The 9358-nt window shown below is 28.1% G+C and carries 7 protein-coding genes; 4 read left to right on the top strand and 3 right to left on the bottom strand.

Annotated elements, in window-relative coordinates; genetic code table 11:
* The coding region (locus ACRDBA_RS00780) for an alkaline phosphatase (RefSeq protein WP_438571043.1) at positions 1–530 on the bottom strand (530 nt) is incomplete at its 3' end.
* Between the two features lie 221 nt (positions 531–751).
* Positions 752–1102 carry a hypothetical protein gene (locus ACRDBA_RS00775; protein WP_438571042.1) on the bottom strand — a complete coding sequence of 117 codons (351 nt, stop codon included), beginning with the start codon at positions 1100–1102 and terminating at the stop codon, positions 752–754.
* Between the two features lie 211 nt (positions 1103–1313).
* On the opposite strand from ACRDBA_RS00775, the gene ACRDBA_RS00770 reads away from it, so the two are divergent.
* The 4 genes from ACRDBA_RS00770 (at position 1314) to ACRDBA_RS00755 (ending at position 8357) form a co-directional block, all read left to right on the top strand.
* Positions 1314–2609 (top strand): hemolysin family protein, encoded by a 1296-nt coding sequence (locus ACRDBA_RS00770; protein WP_438571041.1) that lies wholly within the window; start codon positions 1314–1316, stop codon positions 2607–2609.
* A 300-nt stretch (positions 2610–2909) separates the two neighbouring features.
* A complete protein-coding gene (locus ACRDBA_RS00765; protein ID WP_438571040.1) occupies positions 2910–6146 on the top strand; it encodes an alpha-L-fucosidase in 3237 nt (1078 codons plus the stop codon).
* Positions 6147–6396: 250 nt separating this feature from the next.
* A complete protein-coding gene (locus ACRDBA_RS00760) occupies positions 6397–7083 on the top strand; it encodes a response regulator transcription factor (protein WP_438571039.1) in 687 nt (228 codons plus the stop codon).
* Positions 7080–8357 (top strand): sensor histidine kinase, encoded by a 1278-nt coding sequence (locus ACRDBA_RS00755; RefSeq protein WP_438571038.1) that lies wholly within the window; start codon positions 7080–7082, stop codon positions 8355–8357. The genes ACRDBA_RS00760 and ACRDBA_RS00755 overlap by 4 nt, the downstream gene beginning before the upstream one ends.
* Positions 8358–8412: 55 nt before the next feature.
* Here ACRDBA_RS00755 and ACRDBA_RS00750 read toward each other — a convergent pair whose 3' ends face one another.
* The gene (locus tag ACRDBA_RS00750) at positions 8413–9063 is read right to left on the bottom strand and encodes a TVP38/TMEM64 family protein (protein ID WP_438571037.1); all 651 of its coding nucleotides are present in this window, start codon (positions 9061–9063) and stop codon (positions 8413–8415) included.
* Positions 9064–9358 lie beyond the last annotated feature (295 nt).

The raw sequence follows: 9358 nt of genomic DNA, 5'->3' as shown, positions 1-9358 counted from the left end.
TTATTTCTTGATTCAACATTTGCATAAAAGGCTGCTGGAGTAGCATGATTTAATGTAACTGTTGAAACAACTCCAACCTTATATCCTTTTTCTTTTAATTGTTCTGCTATTGTTGTTACTTTTGTAGTTTTATCTGACTCTAGTCCTATAACCCCACTATGTGTTTTTACTCCAGATGCTATTGAAGTAGCTGTAGATGCTGAATCTGGTGCAAATGATGTAGAGTCTTGAGTTGTTGCAGACCCTACTACAGGAAATTCTGTAAATCCTAATTTTTCAAGTTTAACTGCTTCTTTATCTTTCATAGTTCCATTATATATTTGAGCTGCATTTACTTGCGGATAAGACATACCATCTCCAATAAACATAAATATGTATTTTGGCTTTGCTCCTTCTACAGCCTTATTTGATCCTACTACATTATTTTCTATATTTCCTTTTTGTGAATTATCACTAGTACAACCTATAACACTTACTGACATTGCAACTACTAATGATACTAGTACCCCTAATTTTTTAAATCTTTTCATTGTTAATTTCCTCCCTATACTTTTAACAATATATTAATTTTCCTACAGGTATTATAATAATTGTTTTTTTCTGTATAGGGATTAAATCCCAGTTAACTATAAGTTAAATTTTATATATTTTATATAATTTAGAAATATATTGATATTAAATAAATCAAATTTTTAGTCTTTTAACTTATCTAATATCAATATTCTATTACTTTAGAGATTATTTAAAACTGCTAATTAGAAAATCTAATAGCAACCTCCCCTTCTCCTATAATTACAACAGTATAAAACATTCCTGGTTTATCTAAGTAAAATTTTGTAGACCAACAATCCCTATCAAAGTTAATATAATACTTCAATTGTTTTGTCATTGTTTCTATTACCATCATATTAATTTCTTTTTGTGGATTTATAACATCAACCTCTACCAATTTACCTGGATTTTTATCAAAGGTATATATACCTTCTTTATATGTCATAGCATGCGGAAGCGCTGAAGTTGGCTCTAAATTAGTTATAGCCTTTGCAGTGTATGTAAAAGTTAAGGTAATTGCTGCTAAAATTGAAACTATAAGTTTTTTCATAAGTACATCTCCTTCCTTTAATTAGTTTAAACAATATGAAAATTTATATAATAAAAAATTTAAATAAACGGATATTTTAAAATCAATAAATTACTATTAAAATATAAAGCCTAGCTTTATTTATTTGTTACTAATACATCAATAAGTGTATATACTATATTAAAAGAAATATTTATTAGTAAATATATTTTTAAGGGGGAAAATTTATAAAATGGAAGACAGCTCGAGTAGCAGTATTATTCTTATTTTAGTATTAATTATGATTAATGCTTTTTTTGCATCTGCAGAAATGGCTATAGTATCTATTAACAAAACAAAGTTAAATTTACTGGCAGAGTCAGGAAATAAAAAAGCCATACTCTTATTAAATCTAATAAAGGATACTAGTAATTTTTTAGCTACAATTCAAGTAGGTATTACCTTTGCTGGTTTTTTTGCTTCAGCATCAGCCGCTACATCTATATCAGAAGGCTTTGGAATATTTTTAGTTAACTTAGGAATTCCTTCTGGCCACAATATTGCATTGATTTTAACTACATTAAGTCTTTCTTATTTAACTCTAGTTTTAGGTGAGTTAGTTCCTAAAAGAATTGCTCTTCAAAATGCTGAAAAAGTTGCAATGTTTAGCATTAAGCCTATAATATTTATTTCTAAACTTACTCGACCTTTTATATGGTTTTTATCTTTATCAACTAACTTAATTTTAAAGCTATTTCGTATAAACTCCAGTGGAATGGAGGAAAAGGTTTCTAGAGAAGAAATCAAGAGTCTTGTAGAACTTGGCGAAGAACAAGGAGCTATAAATGAAACTGAACGAACTATGATAGATGGAATAATAAAGTTTGATGATATTTTAGCAAAGGAAGTAATGACACCAAGAACAGAAACTTTTTATATAGATATAAATGAAGATGTTGAAATAAATATAGATTTAATTTTAAAGGAAAATTACTCTAGAATTCCTGTTTATGAAAATGAAATAGACAATATTATAGGTATAGTTTATATGAAGGATATATTTGCAGAAGTAATAAAAAAAGGAACTGAAAATTTATCATTAAGAGCAATTTTAAGAACTCCTTATATGGTTCCTGAAACTAAGCCTATAGATAACCTTCTAAAGGAACTTCAGTGTTCTAAAAACCATATAGCAATACTTTTTGATGAATATGGTGGATTTTCTGGTATTGTAACCCTTGAAGATTTACTAGAAGAAGTTATTGGTGACATAGAAGATGAATATGATGATGAATATATTGATATAGAAAAAGTAGATGATAAGACCTATATTATTAACGGATTAATTTCTATATTAGATATAAATAGATACTTTGATTTATACCTTAAATCAGAGCTTATAGACACAATTGGAGGACTTTTGCTTGAAAATATAGGTGAAGACCCTAATAAATATATAAATAAAGAAATTATTATAGATTCACTAAAATTCAAGATTATTTCTGTACAAGATAAAAGAATAGAAAAAATAGAAATGAAGATGTTATAGGTAAAAGATAATAGTGAATAGTTAAATCATTTTACTGGCTTATGTATACACTTTTCTCTCATCTTTTCTTGAATAATTATAAAAGCTAAGAGTTTTCTTCTTGTAAACAACTTTTAGCTTTATTTTTTAATGTAATGTTACATTTTATCTTGTTTTAAAAATAATTTACTAAATATTTTATAATTTCTCGCTCAATTCCAAGTAAAATGTTTACATATTTTACTTTATGTTGTAAAATATATTCATGTAATATATTGTGAAATATTTGTATTTTATAAATTGATTAGGGAGGGAATTTTTATGAAAAGTGTAAGAAAATTACTAGCAACAATTGTAATTGCAGGAATGGCGTGTCAAATGCTACCTGTTCAGGCTATTGCATCAGAACTTAATTCTGTACAAGCACCTGAAGCATTTGGTCCAGTACCAAATGAATCTCAATTAAAATATCATGAGGAGGAATTAGCTGCATTTATTCACTTTGGAATGAATACATTTACAAATAGTGAATGGGGAAATGGTAGAGAAAATCCTAATTCATTTAATCCTACAGATCTTGATCCAGAAGAATGGGTAAAAACTTTAAAGGATGCAGGATTTAAGCGTCTTATTATGGTTGGTAAGCATCATGATGGATTTGCCTTATGGAGAAGTGAAGTAACTGAACATGACGTAGAAAAAAGTACTGATTGGCAAGCTACTCAAGGGGGAACTGGAGATCCTTTAGAAGAAATTTCTAAAGCATGTACAAAGTACGATATGGATATGGGAATATATCTTTCACCTTGGGATGCAAATGCTCCATCATATGGATATGGAACTGGTACAAATGATGAAACAGATAGTAATGGAGACTATAATGAATTCTATATGACACAATTAAGTGAAATATTAGGAAATGATAAATACGGTAATAACGGAAAGTTTGTTGAAGTATGGATGGATGGAGCAAAGGGAAGTGGAGCTGCTGCTCAAAACTATAAGTTCCAAGAATGGTTTGACTTAATAGAAGAATTAGAACCAGGTGCTTTAGTATTTAGTCCATATGGAACAACTGTAAGATGGATAGGAAATGAGTCAGGAAAAGCTGGTGATCCTGTTTGGTCAAAAATTAATAGACAACGTATAATAGATGATTACCATAGAGGCGTAGAAGATAATAAATACTTAAATACTGGAGATCCTGCTGGTGATATATGGAGTGTTGGTGAATGTGACGTATCATTAACTAGTGGATGGTTCTGGCATAATGGAAATGGACCTAAAACTATGGAGCAATTAACTGATATATACTTTAAATCAGTAGGTAGAGGACAACCTCTATTATTAAATGTTGCACCTGATAATACTGGTCATTTCACAAAGGCAGATATAGAAAGACTTAAAGACTTCTCAACTGCTATTAATACTTCCTTTGATGAAAATCTAGCAGAAAACAGTACTGCTACTGCTTCATCAGTAAGAGGAAATAGTCCTAAATTCAATGCTTCAAAGGTGTTAGATGATGATAAGGACACTTATTGGACAATGGATGATGGGCAAACAACTGGTAGCCTTGAAATAGATTTAGGTGAAGAAAAAAGATTTGATATAGTTTCTATTGAAGAATATATCAAATTAGGTCAAAGAGTATCAGACTTCTCAGTAGAAGTTTACTCAAATGGAGCATGGAAAAGCTTTGGTGAAGGACATACTATAGGTGCTAAGAGATTAGTTAGAGGTACACCAGTTACTGCTTCTAAAGTTAGAATCAATATAGAAGGTTCATTAGCTGTTCCTCTAATAGAAAATGTTGATGTATATAAAGGTTCGGATGATTTTGAATTAGAATCATTAGCTCCAGAAGGAACAAAATTTATAGATAATGTAGATTTTGGAAACAAAAACAGCTGGATTCAAGAAGATATTGGTATAGGAAATACAGGAATGTATTCATCTGCTGCTGGAACTAGAGCAAGCTTTACTTTCACAGGAACAAAGGCTTGGGTAGTTGGAACTAAAGATCCAAGTCACGGAATAATGGAAGTTTGGGTTGATGGTGAGAAAGTTACTGAAGTAGACACTTACCAAGCTAGAAGAGAAATATCACAAATACTTTACTCAACTGAAGACTTAGCTTATGGTGAGCATACAGTTGAAATAGTTGTTAAAGGAACTAAAAATCCATCAGCTAGAGGAACTGCCATAGGTTTAGATGGAGCTTATTATTTAGATAATAATGCAGCTGGTATGTTTGAAATAGAAAATAAAAGCTACACTGTTGATGAATCTGAATCTCAAGAAATAACTATTAAAAGAGTTGGCGGAACTACTGGAGAAGCTACTGTTCATTTTTCAACATCACCTGATAACGCTGTTCATGGAAGACATTATAAAGATGTAAATGAAACTATTCACTTTGCAGATGGACAAGAAACAGCAGCTGTTGTAGTTGAAACAATTGATAATGAAGAAAAAACTGGTGATCTTAAATTCTATTGTAATATAGATACTCCTACTAATGGTTCTTTAATAGGATTTAATAAAAAGGCTGAAGTAACTATTATAGATAATGACTTAGATAAGCCATATACTGAAGAAAATCCATTTATATTACCAAATGTAGTAGCTGAAGAAAAATTATTAGAAGCTGAATTATTTACTTTAGATCCAATTGCAGGTGATAAATATGTAAGAATAGGTGAAGATGCTGCTGCTAGTGGTGGAAAGAAAGTTTCTTGGTTTGAAGAAGGAAATAAAATTAAAGTTCCATTTAATGCACCAAAAGCAGGAACTTATACATTTAAAATGAAATACCAATCAGGACGTAGCGAAGGAAACTTAAATAAAATCAACTGGAGTGGTACTAATGTAGTATCAGGAAGTAAATCAGTTGCAGGAACTGGTTCTCAAAATCCAATTCCATTTTTAGAAACAAGCTTTGATGTAGTAGTAACAGAAGCTGGTATGGGAGAATTAGTATTTACTGCTGATTCACAGGCATCTCCTAATATAGATAAATTTGATGTTGTAGCTAAAGAATTAGCAGCTACAACTCATACAATTACTGCAACAGCTGGTGAAAATGGAACTATAACTCCATCAGGTACTATTTCTTTAGAAGAAGGAAGCTCACAAACATTCAACTTTACTCCTAATGCTGGATATAAGGTTCAAGATGTTATAGTAAATGGTGTTTCCTTAGGTGCTATGGATAGCTATACTATTGAAAATATTAAAGCTGATACAACTATAAATGTAACATTTACTAAGATAAATACAGACGTAGTTGTTTCAAAAGTTACTGATTTAAAATCAACTGAAGTAACTAATAATTCAGCAGCTTTAACTTGGAATGCGCCTTCTACATCATCAGGATTAGTAGAATACGTAATCTATAAAGATGGTAAGGAAGTAGCTAAGGTTCCTGCTTCTGAAAATACAATTACAATAAATGAATTAAAAGCTAATACTATTTATGGATTTAAGGTAACTGCAAAATACTCAAATGGAGTAGAATCTAAACCTACATCTATAAATATTAGAACATCAAAATAACATTAAATACAAAAGTGCAACTAATATGGTTGCACTTTTTATTATTTATTTTTTCTATAAAAACATTTATACAGACACTGTCTACATAATTTAATAATCACCTAATTTATAAGTTTCTATCACTTATTATACTTAATTAATTACCCTTAAGATAATAATTTTCTTAATAATTCTTAATAATAGTTATATATATTTTTTAAGATTTATTTTTTATAATTAATATATTATTAATATAAAAGGAGTAGATAAAATGAATGGACATATTCTCATAGTTGATGATGATGAAAATATAAGAAACCTATTAAGTATTTACTTAGAAAATGAAGGCTTCAAAACTATAAAGGTAGATAATGCAAATAAAGCTATTGAAGTTATTCAAGATGAAAATATTGATTTAATCCTTTTAGATGTTATGCTTCCAGGCTTAAATGGAATAGAAACCTGCATGAAAATAAGACGTGATAAAACTATGCCTATTATTATGATTTCTGCAAAGTCAGAAGATATGGATAAGATTCATGGTTTAACATCAGGAGCTGATGATTATATTACTAAGCCCTTTAATCCTTTAGAATTAATAGCTAGAGTTAAATCTCAGCTTAGAAGATACCATAATTACAGTCAATCAAGCATTAATTCAAAAACTATTATAGAAATTGGAGACTTAATAATTAATGCTGATACTAGACAAGTGTGGGTTAGAAATAATGAAGTTAGGCTAACTCCAAAGGAATTTGATATTTTAGAATTACTTTCACGAAATAAAGGAATAGTATTAAGTATTAGAAAGATATATGAAAATGTTTGGAAGGAAGATTTCTTTAAATCAGATAATACTGTATCTGTTCATATAACTAATTTAAGAGATAAAATTGAAGCAGATCCTAAAAACCCAATTTATATAAAAACTATTTGGGGAGTGGGCTATAAAATATGATAACTAATAAATGGTTTAATATGCATATGCTTTTAGGGATAATTATAGGCTTTTTGTTATCTCAATTTATAATGGCAGAAGGATTTGCTATCTTAGTTGGAGTAAATAATGATATACCTATAAAAGCAGATATTATATTAAAATCTATAGCCTTAATTGCTTTTATATCTACAATTTTAATCTTTAATTCCAAGAAAGTTAAAAGAATAAATTTAAATAAAATAAGTATTTACCTAATTTTATCAGTTATAATTTCCCTATTTGTAGCCTTTGAAATACCTTTTTTTATTACTCTTTTTGTCATTGCATTTAAACCTAAACTAATTGAATTTGTATCTTATAACTACTTTATTTCAGTTAATGCTGCATTTTTCTTAATTATTTTAGGTGTATCTATTTTTTTAATAGTATTTTTATTATTAGTAAATAGAAAAGTAAATTACATAAAATTTTTAACTAAAGAAGTTAAAATAATTAAGGAAGAAGGCTTTGGAAAAACTATAGAAGTTAAGGGAAAAGACGAATTAAAAGAGCTTTGTGAAAGCATTAATAATATGTCTTTAGAGCTTCGTGAAAAAATTGATAGAGAAAAGATCATAGAAAATAATAAAACAGAGCTTATAACTAATGTTTCCCATGATTTAAGAACACCACTTACATCAATTATAGGCTATGTGGACCTTTTAAAGAAAAATGGAGTAAATGATAAGGATAAATTTAATGAGTATATAGATGTAATAGATGAAAGAGCAAAAAGCCTTAACCATCTTATAAATGAACTTTTTGAATATACTAAATTAACTAGTCATGATATTAAATTAAATTACAATGAAATTGAAATAACATCATTAATAGAACAATTAATAGGTGAATATATACCTATATTTAATAAAGAAAACTTACACCTTGAAAAAAATATTTATAATGAAGATATATTTATAAATGTTGATGTTGAAAAAATAGTACGTGTTTTAGAAAATTTATTTACTAATTCAGTTAAATACAGCGTTAAAAATAGTGTAGTTTATATAAAACTATATAAGGAAAATAATAATCTTATATTTTCAATAAAAAACGAAACTAATAACCTTTCACAAGAGCATATGGGAAATATATTTGAACGATTTTATAAAGCCGATAAGTCTAGAAAAAATACAGATAGTTCAGGTCTTGGCTTGTCTATAGTAAAGAAAATAGTTGAACTTCATAATGGAACAACTTCTGCTAGCTTAAATAATAATATAATTGAATTTAAAATATCCCTACCATTATAAATAAAAAACTTCTTAAGAATTCTTAAGAAGTTTTTTATTTCATATTTATTTTATCCTAAACCTTATTTAAGTTCCCCTTTTCCCCAGTTATCTTATTCCAAATAAGAAAAGAGTAATATGATATAAAGGAAACTATTAAAACTACTAAAACCTTAAAGAAATCTGTTCCTTCTACCCTAGCACCAAGAAAACTATATAAAAGTATTATAGGAGCTGCTGATATAGTAATTACTAACATAGATTTTTTATAGCTTAGATTAATGCCTGCAGCTAATGCAGTTATTAAATCTGATGGTGTTACAGGACATATTATCCCTAAAGCTAATATTTTATAGCCATAGCTTTTTATAACATCCACAATATTACCATGCTTTTTAATAAGGTTCTCCTCTAATAACGCCTTATTAAAATACCTTCCAACGAAATACATAATTGATTGTGATAGCAAAAGTGAAATTATTGATAAGATAAATCCTATATATGGACCAAATATAAAGCTTCCTACTAATACAAAAACTGTTTGAGGTATAAAAAATGAAACTCTAACTGTAGATAAAAATACAAATAAAACCTTTATTTTTAAAGAATTACCCTTTAGTAAATTTACGATGCTATCTATATCACTATTTATTGTTCCAGCCTTATATAAAATTAAAATTGTAACTACCCATATTGTAATAAATATAATAAATTTCTTTTTTTTCAAAATAATCTCTCCCTTAATAGTAATACCATTACTTTAAAGGAGAGATTTTAATTTTCCGACTAAGAATTTATTAAGATTTATTAAGATTTTTCATTAATCTTATCACTTTTATATACTTAATTTTCAATTATAATTGAGATTAGGTTAAATAGTTGTGTTTGTATATGCTATAATTTTAAGATTACCAACTATAGTATTACTACTAGTAAATGTCATATTTCCGTTACCGCTTCCTGTCGGCAAACTAGAATTTATTATTCTTACTGTAATAGGTTGTGTAGTAGCAACTAACCCT

Origin of the sequence: Clostridium sp., from assembly GCF_051654825.1 — a bacterium.
Lineage (GTDB): Bacteria > Bacillota > Clostridia > Clostridiales > Clostridiaceae > Clostridium.
The sequence above is the reverse complement of the archived record's forward strand: the minus strand, read 5'-3'. Positions and strand labels throughout refer to the sequence as shown.